16 protein-coding genes, 1 pseudogene and 1 CRISPR repeat array (1 of these 18 running past the window's edge) are annotated in these 23,657 nt (G+C 35.7%); of the genes and pseudogenes, 2 read left to right on the forward strand and 15 right to left on the reverse strand.

The window, feature by feature from the left end; all coding sequences use genetic code 11:
- Positions 1 to 16 precede the first annotated feature (16 nt).
- The 9 genes from serA to THESIDRAFT1_RS05530 form a co-directional block, all read right to left on the reverse strand.
- Positions 17 to 1,618 carry a phosphoglycerate dehydrogenase gene (gene serA, locus THESIDRAFT1_RS05490; RefSeq protein ID WP_006569784.1) on the reverse strand — a complete coding sequence of 534 codons (1,602 nt, stop codon included), beginning with the start codon at positions 1,616 to 1,618 and terminating at the stop codon, positions 17 to 19.
- 14 nt (positions 1,619 to 1,632) lie between these two features.
- Positions 1,633 to 2,715, reverse strand: coding sequence for a pyridoxal-phosphate-dependent aminotransferase family protein (locus THESIDRAFT1_RS05495; protein WP_006569785.1), 1,083 nt, complete (start codon positions 2,713 to 2,715; stop codon positions 1,633 to 1,635).
- 237 nt (positions 2,716 to 2,952) lie between these two features.
- On the reverse strand, positions 2,953 to 8,379 hold the full coding sequence (locus tag THESIDRAFT1_RS05500; RefSeq protein ID WP_006569786.1) for a S8 family serine peptidase: 5,427 nt from the start codon (positions 8,377 to 8,379) through the stop codon (positions 2,953 to 2,955).
- Positions 8,367 to 8,912 carry a hypothetical protein gene (locus THESIDRAFT1_RS13920; RefSeq protein WP_006569787.1) on the reverse strand — a complete coding sequence of 182 codons (546 nt, stop codon included), beginning with the start codon at positions 8,910 to 8,912 and terminating at the stop codon, positions 8,367 to 8,369. The genes THESIDRAFT1_RS05500 and THESIDRAFT1_RS13920 overlap by 13 nt, the downstream gene beginning before the upstream one ends.
- A 397-nt stretch (positions 8,913 to 9,309) precedes the next feature.
- A complete protein-coding gene (locus tag THESIDRAFT1_RS05510; protein WP_006569788.1) occupies positions 9,310 to 10,683 on the reverse strand; it encodes a S41 family peptidase in 1,374 nt (457 codons plus the stop codon).
- A gap of 112 nt (positions 10,684 to 10,795) precedes the next feature.
- Positions 10,796 to 11,722: a homoserine kinase gene (gene thrB / locus THESIDRAFT1_RS05515; RefSeq protein WP_006569789.1), complete on the reverse strand. Its 927-nt coding sequence runs from the start codon at positions 11,720 to 11,722 to the stop codon at positions 10,796 to 10,798.
- Entirely contained in the window at positions 11,712 to 12,767 is a 1,056-nt protein-coding gene (thrC, locus tag THESIDRAFT1_RS05520; protein WP_006569790.1) for a threonine synthase, read from the reverse strand. Before thrC ends, thrB begins: the two co-directional genes overlap by 11 nt.
- Before the next feature lie 3 nt (positions 12,768 to 12,770).
- Entirely contained in the window at positions 12,771 to 14,027 is a 1,257-nt protein-coding gene (locus THESIDRAFT1_RS05525; protein ID WP_006569791.1) for a homoserine dehydrogenase, read from the reverse strand.
- Positions 14,028 to 14,038: 11 nt separating this feature from the next.
- A complete protein-coding gene (locus tag THESIDRAFT1_RS05530; protein WP_003871326.1) occupies positions 14,039 to 14,479 on the reverse strand; it encodes an ACT domain-containing protein in 441 nt (146 codons plus the stop codon).
- 449 nt (positions 14,480 to 14,928) lie between these two features.
- Between THESIDRAFT1_RS05530 and THESIDRAFT1_RS05535 the strand changes: the two genes are divergently transcribed.
- Positions 14,929 to 16,347: an amino acid permease gene (locus THESIDRAFT1_RS05535; protein ID WP_004399639.1), complete on the forward strand. Its 1,419-nt coding sequence runs from the start codon at positions 14,929 to 14,931 to the stop codon at positions 16,345 to 16,347.
- A 37-nt stretch (positions 16,348 to 16,384) separates the two neighbouring features.
- On the opposite strand, the gene THESIDRAFT1_RS05540 is transcribed toward THESIDRAFT1_RS05535, so the two are convergent.
- From THESIDRAFT1_RS05540 to THESIDRAFT1_RS05565, 6 genes are all read right to left on the reverse strand, one after another.
- Positions 16,385 to 17,164 (reverse strand): MBL fold metallo-hydrolase, encoded by a 780-nt coding sequence (locus tag THESIDRAFT1_RS05540; RefSeq protein WP_003871085.1) that lies wholly within the window; start codon positions 17,162 to 17,164, stop codon positions 16,385 to 16,387.
- Positions 17,165 to 17,424: 260 nt separating this feature from the next.
- On the reverse strand, positions 17,425 to 19,350 hold the full coding sequence (locus THESIDRAFT1_RS05545; RefSeq protein WP_006569792.1) for an NAD(P)/FAD-dependent oxidoreductase: 1,926 nt from the start codon (positions 19,348 to 19,350) through the stop codon (positions 17,425 to 17,427).
- A 120-nt stretch (positions 19,351 to 19,470) separates the two neighbouring features.
- Positions 19,471 to 19,734, reverse strand: coding sequence for a CRISPR-associated endonuclease Cas2 (gene cas2 / locus THESIDRAFT1_RS05550; RefSeq protein ID WP_003871087.1), 264 nt, complete (start codon positions 19,732 to 19,734; stop codon positions 19,471 to 19,473).
- Positions 19,735 to 19,750: 16 nt separating this feature from the next.
- Positions 19,751 to 20,743, reverse strand: coding sequence for a type I-B CRISPR-associated endonuclease Cas1b (gene cas1b / locus THESIDRAFT1_RS05555; protein WP_006569793.1), 993 nt, complete (start codon positions 20,741 to 20,743; stop codon positions 19,751 to 19,753).
- Positions 20,740 to 21,237: a CRISPR-associated protein Cas4 gene (cas4, locus tag THESIDRAFT1_RS05560; protein WP_003867574.1), complete on the reverse strand. Its 498-nt coding sequence runs from the start codon at positions 21,235 to 21,237 to the stop codon at positions 20,740 to 20,742. Before cas4 ends, cas1b begins: the two co-directional genes overlap by 4 nt.
- 24 nt (positions 21,238 to 21,261) lie before the next feature.
- Positions 21,262 to 21,450 (reverse strand): hypothetical protein, encoded by a 189-nt coding sequence (locus THESIDRAFT1_RS05565; RefSeq protein WP_006569794.1) that lies wholly within the window; start codon positions 21,448 to 21,450, stop codon positions 21,262 to 21,264.
- Between the two features lie 544 nt (positions 21,451 to 21,994).
- Here THESIDRAFT1_RS05565 and THESIDRAFT1_RS05570 point away from each other — a divergent pair.
- A pseudogene (locus THESIDRAFT1_RS05570) lies at positions 21,995 to 23,215 on the forward strand (IS110 family RNA-guided transposase).
- A gap of 167 nt (positions 23,216 to 23,382) precedes the next feature.
- Positions 23,383 to 23,657: a CRISPR direct-repeat array (repeat unit 30 nt; unit sequence GTTTCAATTCCTTATAGGTAGGCTAAAAAC) (it continues 3,161 nt past the right edge of the window).

Raw genomic sequence — 23,657 nt, forward strand, 5'->3', positions numbered from 1 at the left:
ACAACAATCCATATCTCTATATCAATCCTTTAACCGCTCTTGCTTTTATTATGCTATTTAATTTATTTAGAGACTCTACTGCTTCATCAGGGATTTCTTTGTCTGTACTTACAATCATTAATGCTGTTCCATCATTTTTATTGGGGCTTACTTGCATGGTAGAAATGTTTATGCCAAAGTCCCCTAATACATTTCCTATGTGACCTATAACCCCTGGCACGTCTTTATTCTTGACAAATAGCATATACTCCGTAGGTTCAAAATTCACTTTATGTCCCATATACTCTACAATCCTCACTTCTTCTCCGTATGTGGTTCCTGCAAATTGTGTCGTTTTGCCATTGGTGTCTGTAATTTTGAGAATAATAAGGCTTGAATAGTGGTTTATTTCTTCGATTTTACCCTCTACAACTTCTATTCCCATTTCTTTTGCCCTTAATCTAGCATTTACAACACTTACATCCTCCTCCAATACAGGCTTTAAAAAGCCTTTAATGGCATAGAGCGTAACAATGTCTGTATCAGTTCTAGAAATCTCTCCTCTGTATATCACTTCAACTAATCTAACAGGAGTATCATTTATTTGATAATAAAGTGCTCCCATGGCTTCAGCCAATTTCATATAAGGTTTAAGCTGTGAAAATTCATCGGATTTTACCCCCGGTAAATTTACTATGTTTCCGTACAAATTGCCGTTTAAAGCCGAAATTACTTCTTGCGCAATGGATATACCTATGTTTTCTTGCGCTTCATAAGTTGAAGCTCCAATGTGAAGAGTAAAAACAACATTTGGCAGTTCAAGAAGAGGATTGTTAAAATCTTGTCGTTCTACATTATATTTGGGCTCTACTTCAAGAACATCCAATCCTGCTGCTGCCACAATACCCTCTTTTATGGCATTGTATAGTGCTTTTTCGTCAATAATTCCACCTCTTGCACAGTTCACAATTCTAACTCCCTTTTTCATTTTTTTGAATTCTTCTTCGCTGAGCATCTTTTTGGTCTCTTCCGTTTTTGGGAGGTGAATTGTTATAAAGTCTGATTGCTGAAGCAATTCATCTAAAGTAACTTTTTCCACACCGTATTTTTCAAAACGGCTATCAGGCATATAAGGGTCGTAAGCAATTACTCTCATGTTGAATGCTGCCAACCTTGCAGCAACAAGGGAACCGATTCGACCCAAACCTATTATGCCTACAGTTTTTCCGTTCAATTCAACGCCTTTGAATTTATCCCTTCTAAAGTCTCCATTAAGGCCAGCATGATATGCCTGTGGTATATTTCTGGCTATAGCCAGCATAAGACCAATGGTCAATTCCGCGGCAGCAACGATATTTCCAGCAGGAGTATTTACAACAAGGATTCCTTTTTCAGTAGCTGCTTGTAGATCAATGTTGTCAACGCCATTTCCCGCACGACCTATTACCTTTAACTTCTCACCTTTTTCGATGAGTTCTCTATCTACTTTTGTAGCACTTCTAACAATAATAGCATCATAATTTTTAATAATTTCTAAAAGCTCTTCTCTTGAGATATTAGTTTTCACATCTACTTCAGCGTGTTTTTTAAGATACTCAATCCCACTTTCTGATATTTTTTCTGTGACAATTATCTTCAAAATTTATCCCTCCTTTATCCCTCTATTGCGTCTTTCAACGCCTCAAGGGTTTTAGTAAGCATTTTTTCTGTAACATAACCCATATGACCTATTCTTATAATTTTCCCTTTTAAAGGTCCTTGTCCTCCTGTTATCAATACCCCATGTTTTTCTTTCATATAGTTTATAATTTCTGATGCTTTGTATTTTTCAGGAACTTTTATGGCAGTTATTAAATCAGAAGCTGTGTTTTCTTCCGGCAGTAGCTCTAATCCTAGGCTCTTTACGTATTCTCTCACTCTTTTTCCATAGTCGGCTTGCCTTTTGTATACATTATCCAGTCCCATTTCTAAAAGCATATTTGTCGCTTTTGCTACAGCCATTATTATGGAAACAGCAGGAGTAGCAGGAGTATCGGGGTTGGGCCTTAAAACGCCTTCTTTCGCTTTTTTTAAGTTAAAATAATATTTTGGAAGATTAGAAGTTTCAGCCATTTTCCATGCTCTTTCACTTAAAGCAACAAAGCTAAGTCCAGGAGGCGACATAAGGCATTTTTGAGAACAGGTTATTACTGCATCAATACCCCATTCGTCCATTTCAAGTGGTATACCACCTAAAGAACTTACAGCATCAACGATGACTACCACGCCGTACCTATTAGCAATTTTTGCAATTTCTTTTACATTATTTGTAACTCCTGTAGAAGTTTCATTGTGAGTGACTAAAAGGGCTTTGTAATTACCATTTCTTAATTTGTCTTCTAATACGTTAAGGTCTACGGCGTTTCCCCAGCCAAAGTCTTGAAGTTCTGCATCAAGGCCATAAGCTTTTGCTATATCATAAAACCTTTCTCCAAAGTAACCTATACTGGCTACTAATACTTTATCACCGGTGGAAAAAAGATTCGCAATGACAGCTTCCATTCCACCTGTTCCTGAAGAGGTCAAAGTTATAACTTCATTTTTAGTTTTAAATATTTCTTTTAAATTTTTATTGAGATTAGAAAATAATTCATAAAATTCTTCCGTTCTATGGTGTAATGGCTGTGCACCAGCAACTTTTTTTACCTCTTCCGGTACCATTGTAGGCCCCGGTGTCATCAATATCATCTCTTTCATCTTATCACTCCCTGTTACTAGATATATATTTAATATGATAAATCAATAAAGTAAAAAATGCAATAGCAAAAAATACATTTGTCCACGCAAAGTGGACATTGTTAAAAAAATATCGATTACTGATAAGCAAAAATGAAAAAATATATTATCACGAAAGGTAAGAATTATTAAAAATTATCCATAATAATAAAATAAAAAGAAAGCGCCCGTTAGGGCGCATTTTTCTTTAGCTCCATCTTATATATTTCCTGTTTTCTCTAAAATTCTGTAAAGCATAGCTGCTGCCTCTGCTCTTGTAGCGTTGTCTTTTGGCTTGAAAGTGTTATCTTCATATCCTCTTACTATTCCAAGTTTTACTGCATTCGCTACTACATTCTTTGCCCATTCGCTTATCTTGTTGTTATCACTGAAAGTGGTATTCCCTATACTGTCCTCTTTGTACTCTGCAAGCTTTCCGTATACCCTCATTATTACTGCTGTCATCTCTTCTCTTGTTATTGGGTCATCCGGCCTCATATTCTTGCCGTCTCCTAACATTATCCCTGCTTTGTATGCTGCTTCTATTGCGTTAGCATACCATGTTCCTTCTCTTACGTCATTGAATTCTCCTTTGTATGGCTCTTCTTCTATTCCTAATGCCCTTATCATTAATGCTGCAAATTCTGCTCTTGTTATTTTTGCGTTCGGTACAAATGTTTCACTGTCTACTCCTTTTATTATGTGCCTTGATGCAAGGACATTTACTACGTCATATGCCCAATTGTCTTTTGTTACGTCTTTGAATTCTTTGTTGTATTCAAAGACTCCATAGGTTGAGAAGTGTTTGGCTTCAAAGGTTATTGTGTTTGTTCCTTTGTCAATTTTTCCTCCTACGTATTCCCATTGATTTGTCTTCTCGTTTAAGTAGTATACTCCTATTTTTCTTATGTCTTTTCCACCTTTTATGTTAAATGTCATTTTTACTGGTGACCCTATTTTTATGTCTTTGTCTCCTGCTTTTATTGTTATGTCATAGGCGCTTGTTATTGGCTCGAAAGATGATGCGGTTATTTTGCCTTTGTTGTGTATGTTAAGTTTTATTGTTCCTGCTTTGTTTATGAGGTCAATTGCTTCTTGTGATACTCCCAAAGTTTTTGCATCAAATTGAAGAGCTACTTCGTCTGATTTTACTACTACGTTTTTGTTGTTCTCTGCTATTAAATTAAGTACAGTTACAGGTATTTCTAATGCTTTTTGAGGTGTAGTTCCTATATTTGTTAAGTCAAATTGTATTTCTTTCTTTGAAGTGTCTTTTATGTCTTTTGCCACTTTGTTTTCGTCTACTGTAAGTGTTGTTGTGTTATTTTCTACAACTACTTTGCCTTGTGATACTTCTTGAGTTGGCTTTGCTGTTTCTTCAGTGCTTGCAGGTGGAGTCACTGGGGGTATAATAGGTGTAATACCTACGCCTCCGCCAGAAGAAGGTACTTCTTTTACTGTAACATTGACAGATGCAGTTTTGTCGCCATAACTTATTTCAATTGTGGTACTGCCTGCTTTAACCCCTTTAACAAGCCCTTGGTTTACTGTAACAATACTTGAATCTTTGGATGTATAGGTAGCATCTTTTGTCACATCTTTTGTTGTACCATCAGAATAGTTTGCTGTAACTTCTATTTGTGTAGTTTGTCCCACTTTTATTTCAACAGAAGAAGGTTGAACTTGTATATTTTCAAGAACTGGGTCTGTTACTGTAATTGGTACTTCAGAGTGCCCTTTTAAATACTCTACTACTAATACAGTAGTACCTTTTGAAATCCCTTTAATAACACCCATATTGTACTGTGCAATATTTGGATCTATCACGGTATATTTAGCATAGTTTGTAACATCTTCCTCTTTACCATTAGAAAGGATATTATAAACTTTTAGGCTTTCTGTTCGGCCTGCTGGTACTTCTATCTCTGATGGCTCTACTCTTATCCCCACTGGTACAGCTTCTGAAACTACAACTTTTATATCAACAGATTTATTATCATATGTTGCAGTTATTGTAGTTTCACCTGGATTCATTCCAACTACAATTCCATTACCCTCTACTTTGGCAATATCCCCATATACAGATTCAAACACTGCTTTATCTGTTATATCTTTTGTTGTACCGTCTGTATATATTGCATTAACGGTTATTTTGCCTGTTCCCCCAACCGGTATATAAAGTGGATTTGGATTAGCATTAAGTGAGTTAAGCATGACTTTTTCAAGTTGTATTGTCTTTTGTGTTCCATTATAGGTTATTGTAGCGTAATTTTGTGTATCTGAAGTATATACATTTGCAGCTACTGTAGCTTCGGCTTTATTTGTTGCCACATCTACTGCACTTATCGAAATGATATTATTTCCCACGTTAAGAGGTACTCTGGCAATAAAGTTATCATTAAATGTTGTGTAATCATCAGCTTCTTTGTTAAGTATATTGTTGCCATTGATAAACAGTTTGTATCCAAATCCTGTATCATACACATTGCCTGCTACTGTAAGGCTTACTCCTTCAGGTGAAATAAAGCCTTTGAAATTATCTACATTTAAAGTAATTTCGGGTGTTGTAGTATCTATATAAATGGGTATTGCAAATTCTGTCTTGTGTTCATATGTTGATGGGTCATCTGGATTATAGTCAAGATCAGCTGCAAAGAATTTTATTTCTTTCTTTCCATCGCTATCAAAATATATTGTGGTTGTGAAATTATTGTTCTCATCAACTGGTACTAGTTTACCGTTAATATAGAGTTCACCCATAAATGTCGTCTCATCTTCTATGGTTCCTGAAACAACAATATCTCTTGTATTGAATATTTGTGCTACTTGAGGTTCTTTTACAGTAATTACAGGTCCAAAATTGTCTTTTATTTCTGGGTTAAATGCAATACAGCTATTATTTACACCCATTATATCAGAAATATTTCCTGCATAGTCTACACCAAGTACAGCAATAAATGTATAGCGGTTTGGAAGAGGGACTTCTGCTGAAGTCACATCATTTGGTAAGACTTTTGCTTCAATATTTGCTACGTTATATGTCACAGGGTCAATCTTTCCTGTAAAGAGAACATAATAATCTATACCTGAACCTTCTTTATCAGTAGCTGTCCATTCAATTATTGCTTTTCCGTTTGAAATGTAATTTTCGTTTAAATATCCATATTGATCGACATAGCCATCATTTATCATAACTTCAGGCAATATTGTATCGACTTTAACAGGCATTTGAAGAACTTGGGTTCTAGCATTCGGATAATCTATCTTAGATTCAAAGCGCATATAATATTGTCCATCAGGAACTGCTTCAAATTCTCCTGTCGCAGGGTTAAATGCTTTGCCGTCCCATATCCAAGAATCAGAAATCTGAGCTTTGGATGTCTCTGCTACGTTCTTTCTTAAATATTCCTCTTGGGATATTTCTCTTATTACATTTCCATTGCTGTCTACAACGCTTACTTTTAATCCTCTTGCATTTCTTAAGAAAGATAGCACTGGCTGTACATAGTCAAATACACCATCGTTATTAGGAGATATGGCAATTGTAGATGGATCAGGCGTCTCGCTCCCAAGGTTCCCTAAGAAATATAATTCATTGGTTATAACTCCTGCCATACCTGTAAGTCCATAATAAGTGTCATCTTCCCAAAGAGGTGAATCTATAATTCTTGGTTCATCCCAACTTCCATAAAAAGCTGTATAAGGTACGCTTAGTTTGGGAAGATTGCTATCTTCTGGAATAAAGCTTAAAAATCCTTCCGCAAAAATATTTTGTGGAGCATTTTGAGGAATTATCAATGTAACATTGACAGTCGCTTGTCCGTTCGCAGGCACTGTCACAGTATCTTTATCAAATTTAACTGTCGCCCCTGTAAGGGTTGTTGTTTCAGCAAAGTTAAATCCCCACAGAACATAATCTGTCAAAACTCCATACTCGTCCTTTAAGGTATACGTAACATCACTGTTGCTATGATTTTTAAGAGTCAAGGTAAAGGTTGCACTATTTCCAATACTGCCAAGGGCAATACCTGCTTTTCCATTTGCATCTGTAATTGTCACAGGTGTCTTGATTGCCTTATCTATTTGAATCATACCTGCCCCTTGTTGTCTCGGTGAATAAGGCTTAGGACTTCTTAAGATTTTACCTGTATAAAGAGCAGCATTGTCGTTTGTATCAATTATAACTTTGGCTGTATTCATAGCCATTATTTTAGCCATTTCAACAAAGTCTCTGCCATCTTTGAAAGTTAATTCACCTTTAGATACTTTATCTTTAAGAGCTTCAGCAATTAACGCCATTGCACCTGCCACATGAGGTGATGACATAGATGTACCGCTCATCAAACCGTAAGAATCTTTATTAAGTGTTGAATATATTCCGCCGCCAGGTGCCATTATTTCCGGTTTAAAGTCAAAGCTTGGTGTAACACCCCAGGATGAAAAATCTGTTACATTGTCTCCCGGAGGAACTCCTAATTTATTTGTTCCTATAGCACCATCAAATTTTACTGTGACTTTTTGCCCTTGATCTAACAAAGCTTTAATTGCAAGACCTGCATCTCTTAAAATAGACACAGAAGGAATTTTCGTACCTTCTCCTAATGCCATTGAAATTGTTCCTGTAGTATTATTGAAAATTACTGCAGCTACAGCACCAGCATTTTGTGCATTTATCGTCTTTGCGTTAAATGTAATAGAACCTCTTGAAATAAGGGCAACTTTACCTACTACATCTTTACCTTGAAAATCCTCGGGTCTACCTAATCCGCAGTATACTACCTCATACTCTCCTTTCAAGACATCTGCAGGGTCAATAGGGTCATGGTCTGTAGGACTTCCTACAGAATATACTACTCTGTCAAAATCTTGTGGAGCAGGATTTACAGAAAAGCTTTTTCCTGTAAGTCCAGGATTTATAGAAGCAGCCACTTGAATAGCATCAAGCCACAATCCAGGCGAGCCGACAGTTCCTATATCTGGATCCATTGCATATGGATAAAATTCTGCGCTCGTCGAATAACTGGAGTTACCAGCTGAAACGACAACTATTACGCCATTGTCAACAGCATTTTTTATCGCCAGGTGCTCAGGGTCATCAGGGCGAACGAAACCTGCTGTTGAACCTAAGCTCATGTTTATAACATCTGCACCAAATGCAACGGCATGGTCAATACCTGCTACTATATCGTCCGAAAAAGCAGATGCAAAATTAGGATTGTTTGAAAATACCTTTTCAGCTATAAGCTGTGCCTCAGGTGCAACCCCTTTAATATTACCATTTGCTGCAACTATACCTGCAACGTGTTGCCCGTGCATTGATTGCGTGGCCCCAATATCTATAATTTGATCATTGTTGTCTGCCCAGTTCCAACCAACAGGTACTTTATCTGTAAAATATTTATAAGGAAGACCTGTTGTATTTGCTATTTCCTGTACTTTTGCTTGAGTCAATTTTGCTTTGGAACTATCTGTTATTTTCATATCTTGGTGCCTATAATCTATTCCTGTATCTACTATTGCAACAACCATTCCTTCACCTTTATATCCCAAGTCATTCCACACGGTTGGTGCATTTGTTGAATAGATTGCTGTTGTCATGTCAAGGAAATACTCATTTACAATTCTTACATCTTTTACTCCAGGCAATGTTTTAATTTTTCTATGTCTTTAACTTTTACCTCGCCACTTATGCCATTCAAAACGGTTTTATATGTATGTCTTGGTTTAAAATTGAAATTTTTGCTCAATACGCTTTTTAATTGAGTTTGTTCTTGAGTAATTTTGTTTAAAACAGTCGTTTTTTCATTTTGCGTCAAAGTTTTGAGAGTCTTGTTAGACTTTAATGCAAAAGAAGCAAGACTATCCTTTTCTAATTCCACAATAACTCGTACAGTTTCATCAGGATTATATTTTTCAATCTCTTGCTTGGAACCATCCCTTAAATTTTGCATCTCTTCTCCAAATTGTTCCACAACTTTTGACTTGCTTTGATAGGGTTTAGCAGTTTCTTTAAAATTATCTTTAGCAATCTGTTTTACAAGATTATAATCGATTTTTAGCGAATCTAAAGTAAGTTTTGGGTTATCTGATGATGGCATTTGCTGAGAATAACCAAAAGAGCTAAAAGCACTAAATACCAATGTAAATGCAATCAGAAAAACTAAAAACCTTTTGCCCATAAAATCTTAACCCCCTTGTTTTTCATCTTCCTTATGTTTCAACAAAAAGATACAATTTTCTCCCCTTCATCCCCCCATTTTATGAAATATCTATAATCCAAGGGAATAAACCCTTAGATAGCATATGTTTAATAATTATAAATAAAATTTGTAATTATTGTTGAATTTGAGACATTTTATTTAAAATATAATATACTAATCCTTTGTATATCTCTTGCTTGGCTATTTGTATGATTACTATTTAATGTTGCATAAATTTCATATTCAATATTATTCTACATAAATTACATTTTTCCTTCTCTGGAAAAATAAAATTTTTTATTTATAAAACACACTCTTTGCAAGAAATTATTCATTTTATAAAATTAAGAAAGCTACATGCAAAGCATGTAGCTTGTTACATTTTCTTTAGCACTTCTATTGCCTTATCTAATTGAATATCCTTATTGTTTAATTCTTCAAGCAGTTTAACCAATGCATCATAAGTGTTTTTATCAAAAACCCCTGTCGGAGTTAATCCCGCTTTCTTTTGCAGTTCTTTTACAGCGTTCGCCGTTTTAGGTCCAAAAATACCATCTTCTGGGCCCGCATTAAACTTCAATATATTTAAATTCTTCTGTAAAATTTTCACATCATTTCCTCTGGAACCTACCTTCAATGTGCCATTAAATTTAAATGAAGGAGTATATTGAGTATTTACCACATATATATCTGGTTTCAAGCCTTGTTTGTCAATATATCTGCCTGAAGGGAGTTTATACCTTGCAATTGTAAGCTTAAAACCACTTCCATCCGGCAGTGGCACTACTGATTGGACAGTCCCTTTTCCAAAAGATTTTTCTCCCACTAATATACCCGCTTTGGTATCCTGTATAGCCCCTGCTAATATTTCAGCTGCAGAAGCAGTATTGCCGTTAATTAAAACTGCTAATTTATACTTAGGATTATTGAGATAAGAATAATATATTTCATTTTCTCCATTTTTTGTCTCTACAGTCAATACAGCTCCTTTTGGAACAAAAAAGTTTGCAACGCTTACCGCCTCTGTAAGGAGTCCACCGGGATTATCTCTTAAATCAAGGACGATTTTATTTATGCCGTTATTATCCATATACGTGAGGGCATTTGCTATATTAGATGTGGTATTTTCATTAAATTCTCCTATTTTTATATACCCAACTCCATCGATTATTTTATAGGAAACTGGATTAACACGAATTATTTGTCTCGTAAGCTCAAATTCTTTTATAGAACCTCCTACGTCAAAAGTGACCTTTACTTTTGTGCCTTCTTCTCCAATTATCATATTTACTACGTCGTTTATATTCATTCCCTCAACGCTTTTGTCATTTACTGCTTTTATAACATAACCACTTTTGATTCCAGCTTTTTCAGCAGGCGAACCTTCTAAAACGGAAGTTACAACAATTTTTCCGTCCTTTTCAGTCAAGACCATTCCTGTCCCACTGAAAGTTCCTGAAGTATTTTTGGTAAAATCTTTAAACTCTTCTTTTGTAAAATATGTACTATATTCATCAAGGCTTGAAAAAATTCCTTTTAAAGCTGCTTCTTTGAGTTGATCGTACGTCACATCTCCAATGTAATTATCTGTTATATACTTCATAATGGAACCAATGTCTGCAAGGTTATCATATAGTTGTTGATCTGTCGTGGTTTGCGTTGAAGATTCAGCAAAAACATGTACTGGAACAGTAAAAGCAAGACTTGCAGCAATTAAAAATGTCAAAATTAGCGTCAAAAATCTTTTCACAATATATACCTCCATTTCTAATTAAGTTATAATTTCTTCGCTACTACAGTTTAATTATATCACATTGGTTAATCATAAAAATTTATCACATAATAAAGTTTCAAAGGTTTCCCTATACTGATAGAGAAACCTTTGAAACTTGAGCACCGTTATTTTCACAATGGAGTTTATATACTCTATAATCTATCTCCATGCTAGTATACACACTTCCTACTCCTTCTACTACTGTATCTACCTTATCTTCCGAGCAAATAGCCATAATTGTAGGACCTGCTCCACTTAAAAAAGCAGAATAAGCACCTGCTTCTAAAGCTTTTTCAAAACAGGCATACATTTCAGGTATAAGTTTAGAGCGGTATTTTTGATGGAGCATATCTTGAGAGGCAATCTTTAACAAATCGTACCTTCCACTAAACAAAGCAGCTGTCAAAAGAGAAGACCTACCTGTATTGAATACAGCATCTTTAAAATCTACTTTTTGGGGCAATATACTCCTTGCTATTTCCGTCTTTAAAACTTTTTTTGGAGTAAAAGTGATAAATTTTAAATCATTTTCTAATTCTTTTTTTACATAATAAGTACTTACCCCGTCAAAAACAGTTATATTTAATCCACCATTTAGAGCAGGACCTACATTATCGGCGTGTCCTTCCATGGAAGCTGCAAGGTTTAAAATTTCCTCATGGGTTAAAATACCCCCTGCAAGTTCATTTGCTGCTAACATCCCACCAATTATCGCCGCCGCACTACTTCCAAGACCACTGCCTATGGGAATACCATTTCTTATCTCTATTTTTAATCCCTCATATTGTGTCTCAGTTTTTTCAAAAACTTTTTTAGCTGCTTTATAGACGAGATTATCCTCAGTTGTTTCTATTTCTTTATAGTCATCTCCTGAAACCTCTATCAAGAGCCCTTCTTCTATAAATCCCATAGAAATTTCTGTATACAAATTTAGTGCCACTCCTATGCAGTCAAAGCCCGGTCCCAAATTTGCTGAAGAAGCGGGAATTCTCACTTTTACCATGTCACTCTCCATATAAAACTTCCTCCAATGCTTTTAGATTCGCCTCTATCGTTTTTATCTCTCCACCTAATTTAACAGCAGTATCTGGATCCTTTAATCCATTTCCCGTTAAAACACAAACAACAGATTCTCCTTCTTTAAAAAATCCTTCCTTGTATTTCTTAATAACCCCTGCAATAGAAGCTGCTGAAGCAGGCTCTGCAAAAATACCTTCCTTCTTGGCTAAGAGCGCATAAGCCTCCAGTATTTCTTCATCTGTAACTTTGTCAATGAGTCCACCCGACTCATCTCTCGCAGCGACAGCCTTTTCCCAGCTGGCAGGGTTACCTATTCGTATCGCTGTTGCAATAGTCTCAGGGTTTTCAATTACTCTGTTTTCAACTATAGGTGCAGCCCCAGCTGCCTGAAAACCTAACATTTTAGGAAGTTTATTTATTTTCCCCGCATTATAATATTCTTTAAAGCCCATCCAATAAGCTGTTATATTCCCTGCATTCCCCACAGGAAGCGCAACATAGGAAGGAGCATCTTTAAGTTCGTCACATATTTCAAAAGAAGCTGTCTTTTGTCCTTCTAACCTATAAGGATTTATAGAATTCACCAGCGTTATGGGAAATTTTTTTGAAATCTCTCTAACTAACCTCAAAGCATCATCAAAGTTTCCATCTATAGCAATAACCTTAGCACCATAAGCAATCGCTTGAGCAAGCTTTCCTAAAGCAATTTTGCCGCCAGGTATAAGTACAATGCTCTTGAGCCCTGCCTTTGCTGCATAGGCGGCGGCAGAAGCGGAAGTATTCCCTGTTGAAGCGCACACAACTGCATTAGAACCCTCTTCTTTTGCCTGCGACACTGCTACAGTCATACCCCTGTCCTTAAAAGAGCCTGTTGGGTTTAACCCTTCGTATTTCAGATATATTTTTATGCCTGGAAAAAGTTTTTGAAGATTTACAGCCTCATAAATTGGTGTATTGCCTTCTTTTAATGTAACTATGTTTTCCTCTTTTATTTTAGGCATAAACTCTCTATAAGCTTTTATTAGGCCTTCCCACCCCATTGACTATTCCCCCTCTACTCTTATGACACTTTCTATACTTTCTACTTCCCTCAGATTTTGTATTTCTTCCAGGGCTTCAAATACTTTCCCTGTATTCGCGATATGAGTGATCAAAACAATCTCCGCAGTATCCCCTAAAACCCCTTTTTGTACTACCGACAAAAGACTTATTCCTTTGTCTCCTAATATACCAGTAATTTTGCTCATTACGCCAGGTTTATCAAAGGCTATGAGCCTTATATAATATTTGGATACAGTATCCACAATAGGAAGAAGGTCTGCATCTTCGCACCCATTTTGAATTACAATATGGTTTTTTACATCCATTATGTCCGCAACAACTGCACTGGCAGTAGGCATCATACCTGCACCTTGCCCATAAAACATAACTTCCCCTACTGCATTTCCATCAACTAAAATAGCGTTAAAGACTCCATTTACGCCGCTTAAAGGATTGTCTTTTTTTATCATGACAGGATGTACCCATGCTTCTAATCGCTCTTTTTCGTCAATTTTTGCATAAGCTATGAGTTTTACATTGTACCCCAATTCTTCTGCATATTTTATGTCAGATTTAGAAATAGACTTTATACCTTTTGTGTAAATTTTTTCAGGCAAAGTGAATTTGTTAAAAGCTAAAGTGCATAGTATGGCAAGTTTTCTTGCCGCATCAAAGCCTTCCACGTCATCTGTCGGATCTGCTTCTGCATAACCTTTTTGCTGAGCATCCTTTAAGGCTTCTTCAAAATCAAGGCCTTTTTCTTTCATTTCTGTCAATATATAATTTGTAGTTCCGTTTAATATTCCTTTGATTTCGTATATTTTATTTGCTGCAAGACATTGTTTTAATGGCCTGATGATGGGAATGCCACCACCAACTGATGCCTCATAGAGAAGACTAACTTTATTTTCTGTCGCAAGTTTTATTAGCTCTTTGCCGTGAACTGCTATGACTTCTTTGTTGGCAGTGACGACGTGCTTACCACTTTTGAGGGCTTTTATAATATAATCCAGAGCGGGATGTTCTTTCCCCATCACTTCTACTACTACATCTATTTCTTCATCTTCTAAAATGTCATCTGCATTAAAAGTTATTTTTCCTTCTGCAAGGGGTGTCCTCTTTTTATTGGGGTCTTTCACAAGTATCTTTTTTATCTCGATTTTCTCCCCTATCTTTTTTTCAATGTTTTTGCCGTTTTGGTTGATTAAATGAACTACGCCTGTTCCAACTGTTCCAAGCCCCATTAGTCCTATTTTCATTCATATCCCCCTTATTCTCCTAAAATTTCTATTTTCCTAACTCCGTTTTGACTGGATAGTTTCTCAAGGAAATTTTCTAAACTCATTTCCATGTACTGGGTATCAATAGAAATAGTTACGCTCGCAACCCCCATCGAAGGTATACTTTGATTTATAGTAACAACATTGCACCTCGCATCTGCCACAACGTCAAGAATAGAAGAAAGCACTCCTGGCATATGCTCTAATACCATAGATAAAGTTATGATTTTCCCTTTGCTAAATTTAGAAAAAGGGAAAACATAATCTCTATACTTGTAAAAAGCACTGCGAGATATACCTACTTGTTTTACTGCTTCATTGATGGTTTTCACTTTGCCCGATTCTAATAATTCTTTCACTTTTAAAGTCTTTTTAAGAGAGTCCGAAAGGATTTCTTCTCTTATTATATAGAGTTTCCCATCTTCTCCCATGAATTTCACCTCCACTGTTTTTGTTGCATAAACATTATTCCATATATAGAATACATATTATCACATTAAATTATAAAAATCAATAGCAGTTTACGTTTACTAAACAAAAAAGCAATTGACAGAAACTAAAAATATGCTCTATAATTAACTAATAACTGCATAAATTGTTTGTTAAATTGCGTGTTTCTCCGCTTTTTAAAATAATTATTTAGTCAATTTTGCAATTTATTAGTTTTAAATTTGCAATTTTTTCTTTAACCAGTATTTTGAAAAGAATGTTGAATATATTATTGTTTTGTTTTAATATAATAGTAAAGTAATATATTATCACTTTAAAGTCTTAAATTTTTTATTTTATACTTTTTTATTATCTTCTATATTAGAAAAAGGGGGCATACGGTTTTTGTTTACAAAATTTTGTTTAATAGTTGCTATAAGGAGGTAGCTTAATGACAAATTCAAATGGACTTTTTAGGAAGAAAACTTTGGAAATGATATTAGCTGATACAGAAAGCGAACAATACAAACTAAAAAAATCATTAACAGCAATTGACCTTGTTGCATTAGGTATTGGCGCAATCATAGGTACTGGTATTTTCGTTATAACTGGGGTTGCTGCAGCAGAACATGCGGGACCTGCTATTATACTTTCTTTCGTGTTGGCTGGTTTGGCTTGTGCTTTTGCTGCAATCTCATACGCAGAATTCGCATCAATGTTCCCAATTGCAGGTTCAACTTATAGCTACAGCTATGTTGCATTAGGAGAAATCTTTGCGTGGATCATAGGATGGGACTTAATACTTGAATACGTCTTTGCACTTCCAGCAATAGCTTTGGGCTGGTCCGGTTATTTTACTAACCTTCTTGCAAGTATAGGAATAAATATTCCTGATTGGGCAGCTCATTCTGCTTGGCAAGGTCCAGGAGGACTTATAAATTTGCCGGCAATAGGCATTTTATTATTAGTGGCTGCACTTGTATATATAGGTACAAGAGAAAGTGCTACTGTCAATAATATAGCAGTTGCATTTAAAGTATTTGTCGTACTTTTCTTCATAGTAGTTGCAGTATGGCACGTAAAACCAGTAAACTGGCATCCATTCATGCCTTATGGATGGAAAGGGGTTTTTACAGGTGCAGCAATTGTGTTCTTCGCCTATATAGGTTTTGACGCAGTCTCAACCGCAGCTGAAGAAACAAAAAATCCTGCAAGAGATTTACCAATAGGAATATTGGGTTCTCTCGGCATTAGCACTATTCTTTATATAGCTGTTGCTGCAATACTCACTGGTGTAGTTTCGTATGCCCGGTTAAATGACCCAGCACCTGTTGCTAAAGCTCTTAACATAATAGGTTTGAACTGGGCAAGGGGCCTTGTATCCATTGGTGCTTTAACAGGTATTACGACAGTTTTGTTGGTTATGACATATGGTTCTACAAGAATAATTTTTGCAATGTCCCGTGATGGATTGCTTCCACCTGCTTTTTCAAAGCTTCATCCAAAATTTAGAACACCTACTTTGGCTATATATCTTATAGCAATAGCAACTTCTTTAGTGGCAGGCTTTTTACCAATAGGAATTATAGCAGAACTTGTTAATATAGGAACTATGCTGGCATTTGTACTTGTATCCATTTCGGTTATAGTACTAAGATATACACAGCCAGACTTGCCAAGAAAATTCAGAGCACCTGGTGTACCATGGACACCTCTTTTGGCAATTATATTTGTAGGTGCTTTGATGGCATCTCTCCCATGGGAGACATGGGTAAGACTTATAGTATGGCTTATAATAGGATTGATTATTTACTTCTCATACGGCAGACATCACAGCAAACTAGCTCAACAAAAGCAACAGCTAAAATAAAGATACAAAAACAGGGCCTCGCAAAATAGGCCCTGTTTTATATTTCTACTAAATCACTTTCAATATTTCTTAAAGCCATACGCACCTCAAATTTTACTCCTGATTTTTTAAGTACATTTGTAACAGTCGCAAAGGCAAGTTCTGGTCTGTTGTTATTTTGGCTTAAATGGCCTAAAAAAGCTATCCCTATCGCTTTCATTTTAAACAGCTTCATGAGAGTGTCTGCTGCAGCATCATTAGAAAGATGCCCTAAATTAGATAAAATCCTTTTTTTAAGAGGCCATGGATATGAACCATTGATAAGCATTTCTATATCATGGTTTGCTTCTAAAAGTACTATATCGGAACCTATAAGATGATTTGCAACACCTCTCGTCATGTATCCTAAATCAGTAGCAATGGAAATTTTTTTATCTCCACATTTAAAGGAAAAACCTACCGGTTCCACGGCATCATGAGACTTTTTAAAGGGCATTATTTTTACATCCCCAATTTCAAATTCTTCTCCTGTGGTAAAATAGAGTTTGTTTTTTTCGGAAATTTCTTTTATGTCTTTCTCCATTACCTCCCATGTAGCTTTATTGGCATATATAGGTATATTGTATCTCCTTGAAAGTACCCCGGCCCCGATAATATGATCTTTATGCTCATGAGTTATAAGAATGGCAGATAGACTTTTAGGGTTTATCCCTATGTTAAGTAATGCTTTTTCAATTGTTCTACCGCTTAAACCCGCATCAACAAGTATATGTACATCTTTATGATTTATGTAAATAGCATTTCCACTGCTTCCTGACCTCAAGGAACAAAACTTCATAGCCAATATACCCGCATTGCGGGTATCCCCCTTTCTTTTGCTATCACAATTAATTATAACAATTTTTCTAAGGCAAGTGAAGAAATTTTCTTTTTAAAGGAAAAGTAATTATTCACATTCGATCTGTGTGCAAATTTTTCATAGCTCAAAAATTCCTCATAATTCTAGCAGAAAGACTTTCAACATTAAATTATCAACATATTCACATACATTTGTGGATAAGTTGATAATTTAAAAATATAAGAGGGGAATAACCCCTCTTATAGGGAAAGACCTAAATTACGTCCCTCAGAAATAGCGTGAACAATCTTTCTCACTTCTTTAGCATCTCCTATAACATGAAGCTTTTTTTGTGGTAAAATCTTACTAACCTCTTCGTAAAGCGAAGGATCTGGTTTTAAACCTACGGCTAAAACTATAGTATCGGGAAGTGGCAGCTCTTTTTCCCCTTCAGGTGTCTCCACCAAAAGGGCCTTTCCTACTTCCTTTAAACGAGTTTTTACATAAATTTCAACACCTCGTTCTTTTAAGCGCTTCATAATGAGAATCTTCTCAAAAACTCCCATGTCTCTTGCTACTTCCTCCAAAAGCTCAATAACCATTACCTTTTTGCCTTGTTCTGAGAGATAATCAGCAGTTTCCATGCCTATCAAGCCGCCACCAATTATAGCAACTTTATCGCCTGCTTGTTTTTCTCCTCTTAATACTTCCACAGCTGTCAAAAAGCCGTATTCTTTAAGTCCGGGAATAGGTGGTACAATTGGCTGTCCTCCTGTCGCAAAGACGACTTCGTCAGCCTCCCATTTTGCTATTTCTTCTGCTGTAACTTTATGATTAAGATTTAAAGTGACACCAACTTTTGGAAGTACCTCTTTATAGTATTCCACGATGCCTTTCAATTCTTCTTTGTGAGGAGGAACAGAACCGGGCAAAACTTGACCTCCGATCTCTCCTTTTTCCTCATAAATGTATACTTTATGTCCTCTTGCAGCAGCAGTATAAGCTGCTTCCAAGCCTGCAAGTCCAGCACCAATGATAAATACTTTCTTTCCAGGTTGAGGTGCTTTTTGTATTTCGATTTCCTCCTCCTTGCCAACTGATGGGTTGAAATTACAACCAAAACGGCGTCCTGCTCTTAATTCATCTAAACAGCCTTGGTGACAAGCAGCACAACGGCGTATTTCCTTGCTGCGTCCTGAGATAGCCTTTTCTACAAATAGCGGATCAGCCACCAAAGGACGTCCAAGAGCAACTAAATCAGCTTTGCCTGATACCAATATTTCTTCTGCCAATTCTGGCGTATTGATTCGCCCGACAGCGATAACAGGAATATTGACCTGTTCTTTTATTTTTGAAGCAAATTCCCATGCCAATCCTTTTTGCGTTCCCAAAGTTTGCAATGTAATAGCACCAGACTCACAGCTACTTCCTAAAGAAACATCAATAGCAGCAACACCTTTATCTTCTAATGCTTTAGCCAAACGGATCGCATCCTCTAATGCCCAACCTCCTGGCACAAATTCATCAGCACTAATGCGTACAATAATTGGAAAATCAGCACCTATCTCTTTCTTTATTTCATCTAATATTTCCATCCCAAAGCGAATTCTATTCTCAAAACTGCCACCATATTCATCCTCTCTTTTGTTAGTATGAGGTGAAAAAAACTGGTGAATGAGATAACCATGTCCAAATTGAATTTCCAATGCATCTGCACCAGCTTCATAAGCTCTGACAGCAGCTTTTACGTAAGTATTTTGCCATTTCTTTATGTCCTCATGAGGTATTCCTTGTGGTTCAACTCCAATAGTTGGACAAGCTATTGGAGAAGGTGCGATAAGGGGTAATTTAGTTACCATTGGATTTGCTATCCGCCCCGCATGGTTGATGTAGACTGCGACTTTGCTACCAGCCTCCTGTATGGGGGTAATAAGGTGGCGAAGCCCCTCTACCATTGAATCATCATAAATACCTAATTGACGCGGAATTTCTTTCCCTGAAAGGTCTACATATGCTGATTCTAAAACAATTAAACCTACTCCCCCTTTTGCTCTATTGACATAATATTGAATTAGCTCCTCTGTAACCTGTCCCTCTGATGTAGCATAACCAGTTTTAACAGGCGCCATTACTACCCGATTTTTCAAATTTAAATTGCCTATTTTTACTGGCTTTGTAAGCTCCATTATATCACTCCTTTTGTGCAGTGTATTTTAAAATAATGTTCATAATTATTAAATTCGACATAAAATAGTCAATTCCTGCTTTGTTAAATTTTTGTCTTTATTCGCTTTGAAATGTAAATTTTATATAATTATGTCTTCTCCGCCTTTTCTAAGCCCAAGGATTTCTCTTTCAGAATATTTGGTAGTCCGTAAAATATAAAAAATAACTGAATCCTCATCTTTGTCTATTATTCTTGAAAGCTCTATTTTTAGTTTTTTAAGATTGGCTTCTGATATTTCGCCTTCTAAAACAGAATTTTGGACCCAATGAAGGTATTTTCTGCAAGTCTTTAAAACTTTATTGACCCTTTTTTCATTCACATCGTATACTAAAATTAAAAACATATCTTATCACCTAAATTTACCATTGTGCAATAAAAGGCTTGTACTGTTCTTCTTCAATCAAGTGTTTTTCCAATTTATACAGCTCTAACCTTATAAGTCTTCTATAAGAAACATTGTTAGAAAGATTCCTGTGTTTAATAGTTGTAGCAAGCTTATCTTCAAATTCCTGCACAAATACTTTTTTCCCTTTTTCTTTAAGTAATAATCCTTCTGCATCTTCTTCAAAGTCTTCTTTAGTAACCATTTTTTTGCTAAGCAGGGTAAATATAGTCCTATCTACAATGATAGGCTTAAAAATCTCTGAAACATCAAGATTTAAAGAAAAACGTCTAAAATTAGTCGCATGCAAAAAACCTATTCTCGGGTCTAAGTGGGTTTTGTATATTTCACTTAAAGTTGTTGTATACATCAAAGAATTTCCAAAACTTATCAATGTATTCAAAAAATTTTGAGGTGGTCTTTTGCTTCTAAAGTCAAATTTAAAATCAGGGTTTTGAATTATTTCATCAAAAGCCTTATAATAATATTCCCTAATATTACCTTCTATTGCCATTAATTCATTTATTGTAGAAGTTGAATCAAAGCTCTCCCCTAATTTTTCTATGGAATAAATGACATCTTCCAAATCTTTGCCTCTATTTGAATAATATTTCAAAACTTGCCTTATATTCTTATAAGCTCCTTCGACAAATTTTTGAGCAAGATAAAGCCTTTTACTTCCATCATTATAGTGCTCAGCTTGTCTTAATATCATATAGCCTGAGTTTAAATGTTCTCTTGGATAATAAGACCCTACATAATATCCATAATGATTGAAAAAATGAAGTATAATCTCTGATTGTGTTAAAAACTCAAGAAGTCTTTTGTTAAGGCTTACTTCTCCAAAAACCATTATTTCAGAAGTATTTTCTACTGGTATAAATTTTCTTCCATTTTCTCCTTCAAAAAATAGAGTATTATCTTTTCTTTTTAATTCCCCATCTGAAAAAATATAAATCGTTTTTTTCATGACATACAAAACTCCTTATACCCACAATTTTTACAATATGGAATTTTTATAAAAGCAGGTGGCTTTTCTTTATATACTATATCTTTAATTTCTTCAATTGCCTTTATAACTTCTCTTTCAAATTCTGGTGTAAGTTCTACTACTTCCCTCTTCCTTTCTTCTGGAAAAAAAAGTTGCCCTTTTGCAGTTATTCCGCTTTGCTTTAACTTGTAGAGATAAAATAAAAGTTGCATTTTAGCACTATCTTCCGCTTTTGAACTTTTCTTTACCTCGCCAATTAAAATATTATCTTTTTCCATTCTCACAAGGTCTAATACCACATTTTCAAAATGAATCTTTTTTCTATCCCTTTGATAAGAATTTTCATCAATAAGCCTACCTATTTCAATATAAGGATGTTCTTGGTCAGGCACTATCTGATGTGCCATAAGCCAAACTTGCCTTTTACAAATGGTATAGCTTTGCATCAATGCCCCTGTAACCTCAAATTCCATAGTATCACCTATATATTTTCTTTTCTACGGCATTTCCCATATAATTTCCTCTATTTGGTCTTCGGTTATTGTTATAATTTCTTCTTTGTCTAATAATTCCAAATCATACCCTTTAGGTAAACCAGGAATATTATAAATTTCAATAACAGTTCCTTCTTTACCATCTTTCAACCTGACAATATCATAAAGTTTAGCTTTCATCTTTTCGCTCATGTAGATCTAACCTCCTCTTTATACCACACATTTTCAAATTCTTTAAAAAAACTATTTTAATAAGCACTGTTCAATTCCTTATATGTAAGCCAAAAACGAGATATCAGGGCAAAATTAATACCTATACATTCAATTCCTATAGGTAGGCTAAAAACACAACATTTAAGCGTGCACCATGGTTTAGATTGCTGGTTTCAATTCCTTATAGGTAGGCTAAAAACCCGCTCCGTCAATTCTTTGCCTTTGGTTTTTACCTTGTTTCAATTCCTTATAGACTCCCATGCCGCAAATGCAGCACCAGCAGAGGATGAAAATGTCCTTTTTTGATGATATAATCAGTACAGCGGCTGGTGAAGAAAGGTCGTTCTTACCTTGGTGCTTTGAGCCCGACTCATAGACAGACTCCAACGACCAGGTGCACCACAGATTGTTGCTCCCTTTACGGGAAGCACGCAGGATAGAATAACCCCTTATGGTTGTTGCACCAGCTCTTCAATTTTACAGTCGCTATCGTTCAAATTTTAAAAAAGGAGTTGGTTCTTTCATGGATTTAGTTTATTCTCATGTTTGCGGATTAGATGTCCATAAAAAGAATGTCGTAGCTTGTATAATAACACCAGAAGGTAAAGAAATCCGCACTTTTTCAACTATGACCGATGACCTTATTGCATTAAAAGAATTTATTAAAGCTAAAGGTTGTTCTGTTGTTGCTATGGAAAGTACCGGCTCTTATTGGAAACCTATTTACAATCTACTTGAGCTTGAGAGCATTAAAATCCTACTCGTCAATGCTAAGCATATTAAAAATGTCCCTGGTAGAAAAACCGATGTAAAAGATGCTGAGTAGATAGCAAGTCTCTTACAACATGGCCTTTTGCAAGGCAGCTTTGTGCCAGATCGTGAACAAAGAGAACTTCGCGAGCTTGTACGCTATAGAAAAAGCCTCATTGAAGAAAAATCAAGAGAACTTAATCGCATACAAAAGGTTTTAGAAGGAGCTAATATCAAACTGTCTTCGGTAGTCTCTGATATCAACGGGGCATCCAGTCGTTCTATACTTGAGGCTATTATAAATGGTGAAGAAAATCCCGAAATCCTGGCTGAGCTTTCTCAAGGCAAGCTAAAAAATAAAATGGATGAACTAAAACGCGCTTTAAAAGGCTTGATCAATCATCACCAAAGGATGCTTCTGGAAATACAGCTTAGACATATTGATTACCTTGATGAAGAAATAGCAAAATTAGACGAAGAAATTAAAAATCGAATGCTCCCTTTTGAAAAAGACCTGGCACTGCTGGATACAATCCCTGGAGTCGGAAGAAGAACTGCAGAACAAATAATAGCCGAAATCGGCACGAATATGGAACAGTTCCCCTCTGCTGCCCATTTGTGTTCTTGGGCAGGGTTGTGTCCAGGTCATAATGAAAGTGCTGGTAAACAAAAGCCTGCAAGAACTCGAAAAGGTAACCAAAAATTGCGAAGCTCTCTTATTGAAGCTGCCAGAGCTGCCTCAAGGGCAAAAGATACTTATCTCTCAAGTCAGTACCACCGCATCGCTGCTCGAAGAGGAGCAAACCGTGCAGCAGTTGCAGTGGCACATAGCATTTTAATTATAGTTTATCATATTCTCAAGCAAAAGCAACCATATATTGAATTAGGTCCTACTTATTATGAAGAGAAAAAGCGTAATATGATTATTCGTCAATCTTTAAAAAAGCTAGAGTCTTTAGGTCTTAAGGTCACGGTCGAATCTGCAGTGTCTTAATTTTTTATATTTTATTTATATAGCTATATCCATTTAGTTTCATATTTATCCCATATTTTTACATCGGTATGGGCTTAGTTTTTTATTGCCTTTTTGAGAGACACTATTTTCAGGATAGGTAGGCTAAAAACTTATGAACGCATTAGGTGTGTTATGAATATAATCTAGTTTCAATTCCTTATAGGTAGGCTAAAAACTTTTCTCTATGCTCCTTTAAGACTTCTAACAATGTCGTGTTTCAATTCCTTATAGGTAGGCTAAAAACATTTTGTCATTATACAGCTTTTGCAAATGTTCAGGACGGTTTCAATTCCTTATAGGTAGGCTAAAAACATAACAACCTTATCAGCGCTGCAACATTCGCTTTGTCTCGTTTCAATTCCTTATAGGTAGGCTAAAAACGCATTCATAACCAGCCTGTAAGCCTTTCTGGTTATGGTTT

Source organism: Thermoanaerobacter siderophilus SR4, from assembly GCF_000262445.1.
Lineage (GTDB): Bacteria > Bacillota > Thermoanaerobacteria > Thermoanaerobacterales > Thermoanaerobacteraceae > Thermoanaerobacter > Thermoanaerobacter ethanolicus.

Coding starts and splice junctions, on each gene's coding strand:
- THESIDRAFT1_RS05495 (WP_006569785.1), bottom strand. CDS start 2,715: ATGAAAGAGATGATATTGATGACACCGGGGCCTACAATGGTACCGGAA.
- cas1b (WP_006569793.1), bottom strand. CDS start 20,743: ATGAAAAAAACGATTTATATTTTTTCAGATGGGGAATTAAAAAGAAAA.
- thrC (WP_006569790.1), bottom strand. CDS start 12,767: ATGGGGTGGGAAGGCCTAATAAAAGCTTATAGAGAGTTTATGCCTAAA.
- THESIDRAFT1_RS05530 (WP_003871326.1), bottom strand. CDS start 14,479: ATGGGAGAAGATGGGAAACTCTATATAATAAGAGAAGAAATCCTTTCG.
- THESIDRAFT1_RS05545 (WP_006569792.1), bottom strand. CDS start 19,350: ATGGAGCTTACAAAGCCAGTAAAAATAGGCAATTTAAATTTGAAAAAT.
- THESIDRAFT1_RS05565 (WP_006569794.1), bottom strand. CDS start 21,450: ATGAGCGAAAAGATGAAAGCTAAACTTTATGATATTGTCAGGTTGAAA.
- cas2 (WP_003871087.1), bottom strand. CDS start 19,734: ATGTTTTTAATTTTAGTATACGATGTGAATGAAAAAAGGGTCAATAAA.
- THESIDRAFT1_RS05540 (WP_003871085.1), bottom strand. CDS start 17,164: ATGAAGTTTTGTTCCTTGAGGTCAGGAAGCAGTGGAAATGCTATTTAC.
- THESIDRAFT1_RS05535 (WP_004399639.1), top strand. CDS start 14,929: ATGACAAATTCAAATGGACTTTTTAGGAAGAAAACTTTGGAAATGATA.
- cas4 (WP_003867574.1), bottom strand. CDS start 21,237: ATGGAATTTGAGGTTACAGGGGCATTGATGCAAAGCTATACCATTTGT.
- THESIDRAFT1_RS05525 (WP_006569791.1), bottom strand. CDS start 14,027: ATGAAAATAGGACTAATGGGGCTTGGAACAGTTGGAACAGGCGTAGTT.
- thrB (WP_006569789.1), bottom strand. CDS start 11,722: ATGGAGAGTGACATGGTAAAAGTGAGAATTCCCGCTTCTTCAGCAAAT.
- THESIDRAFT1_RS13920 (WP_006569787.1), bottom strand. CDS start 8,912: ATGGGCAAAAGGTTTTTAGTTTTTCTGATTGCATTTACATTGGTATTT.